The organism is Streptomyces sp. NRRL S-495 (genome assembly GCF_000966955.1).
GTDB lineage: Bacteria > Actinomycetota > Actinomycetes > Streptomycetales > Streptomycetaceae > Kitasatospora > Kitasatospora purpeofusca.
Genome location: NZ_JZWY01000903.1, coordinates 1 through 2,229, shown reverse-complemented (window position 1 = coordinate 2,229; position 2,229 = coordinate 1). Strand labels below are relative to the sequence as shown.

At 75.7% G+C, this 2,229-nt stretch carries 1 protein-coding gene and 1 pseudogene; both read left to right on the top strand.

The window, feature by feature from the left end; genetic code table 11:
• A pseudogene (locus VR45_RS35980) lies at positions 1-222 on the top strand (peptidoglycan-binding protein); the annotation flags it as partial.
• 158 nt (positions 223-380) lie between these two features.
• Positions 381-2,229: AAA family ATPase (locus tag VR45_RS50315; RefSeq protein ID WP_159394477.1), on the top strand; the 1,849-nt coding region annotated here is incomplete at its 3' end.

The window sequence follows — 2,229 nt, the reverse complement described above, 5'->3', positions numbered from 1 at the left end:
GACGTGGAAAGGCTGCAGGACCGCCTCCTCCGGGCGAACTGCGTGCGGGACAACGTCCCGTACCGCCCGGGGCAGTTCGACGCCGCGACCGCGGATTTCCTCGCGGCCTTCCAGCGCGCGGCCGGCATCCGGGGCGCGGAACGTGACCGAGGGGAGTACGGCGATCAGACCCGCGCGGCTCTGGAGGGACCGGGCGCCCGCCCGACCTGCCGGCGCCCGTAGCCAGGCCGCCCCCCGAACGGCCCACCCGCGCGCCCGACGGCAGGCCGCCCCCCCCGGTCGCCCCGGCGTCCCGGTGCCGGGGTGGTTACCGTGGACGACGAAGGCCGGCGTTCCCTCCTGCCCCGGGAAGGCCGCGGGCAGGACAGGAGGAGCCGGTTGTGGACCACCAGGGTGACGGCAGCGCCTTCCTCGGCGTGCACGGCGTCGCGTTCGCGGGCCGGGACGCCGAAATGCTCGCGCTGCTGGGCGCGGTGTCCGGGGTACGTCCGGCGGTGGTGCTGGTGGAGGGCGAGGCGGGGATCGGCAAGTCCCGGCTGGTCGCGGAGGCGTCCGTAGCGCTGCGCGCGCGGGGTCTGCGGGTGCTGGCGGGCGGGTGCCATCCATTGCGTGAGCCGCTGGCGTACGGGCCGGTGATCGACGCGCTGCGCCGGATCGGGCCGTGGCTGCCACCGGTGGAGCGGCTGGGCGCCACGGCGGGCGTGCTGGCACCGCTGCTGCCCGACCTGGCCGGCGCGCTGCCGAAGCCGCCGCCCGGCCTGCCGCCGGAGGTCTCGGTGTCCGGATCAGGACGGTTCTGGGTGGTCTCGGCGGTGCGGACGGTGCTGGAGGCGGTGGCGCCGGCGGTGCTGGTGGTGGAGGACGTGCACTGGGCGGACGAGGCGACCCGCGAACTGCTCCTGTTGCTGGCCCGGGACATGCCGGGCGACGTCGCGCTGGTGCTCACCTACCGGGGGGAGGAGCTGCCGGGCGGGCGGCCGGTGCTGGGGGTGCCGTTCCGGCGTCCGCCGGGCACGGGCGGGGTCGAGATCCGGCTCGGTCCGCTGGGTGAGGCGGAGCTGAGGGCGATGGCGCGGGAGGCGCTGGGCGGCGATCCGGCGCCGGCCCTGGTGCGGACCCTGCTGGAGCGCAGCGGGGGACTGCCACTGGTGATCGAGGAGGACCTGATCAGCCTCGCGCGTTCACCGGGCGGGGCGGACCCGGCGGCCCTGCGGGTGCCCCGCAGCCTCGGCGAGGTTCTGGCGGAACGGACCGGGCGGCTCGGCCCCGACGCGGCGGCCCTGGTCGGTGCCTCGGCCGTACTGACCGTTCCGGCAGGAGCCGTGCTGCTCGCCGAGGCCGCCGGGCTGGACGAGGAGCGGGGCGACGCGGCACTGCTGGAGGCGCTCGACGCCGCGGTGCTGCGGCAGGTCGGTCCGGACACCTACGGATTCGCGCACGTCCTGGCCCAGGAGGCGGTGTACGACGCCCTGCCGGGGCCGGTCCGCAACCGCGCGCACCGCCGTGTCCTGGACGTGCTGCTGGCCCAGGATCCGCCGCCGCTGGTGCAGATCGCCCACCACACCCGTGCGCTGGGTGACCGGGAGGCCTGGCTGCCCCGCGCCCGGGCCGCGGCCGACCAGGCCACCGCGGTCGGCGACACGGGTACCGCCGCCGCGCTGCTGAACGAGATCATCGAGCAGCCCGACCTCACCCCGCGGGAACTTGCCCATGCCGCCTGGGCCCTGTCCTACACGGCCTCGGTCGGCACCGAGGCCGCCACCACGGTCAGGATCCTGCGCCGGATCCTGACCGTGGCCGGTCTGCCGGAGGAGGTGCGCGGCCGGATCAGGACGAGCCTCGGGGCGCTGCTGATCTACCAGGTCGGAGACCTGGCGGGCGAGCAGGAGATCGTGACCGCCCTGGCGGAGGTGGGCGACAACGCCCCGGTCACCACCGCCCGGATCCTGAGCTACCTGGGCCTGTCGCAGACCGACCGCTTCACGCTTGCCGAGCAGCGGGTCTTCGTCCGGCGCGGCTACGACCTGCTGGCGGCCGTCGAGAGCCGAAACGCCCGGCAGATCATGGACGTCGCCCGCATCTTCCTGCAGGGCGTGGTGGCGGACCCGGCCCTCCCCGAGGTCCTGGCGGCGTTGCCCCGCGACGGCGAGGTTCCCGTGCTCCAGGGCACGGCCATCAGCGTCTTCAGTATCGCCGAGACCTGGCTCTGCGTCGGGCACGACACCTGGT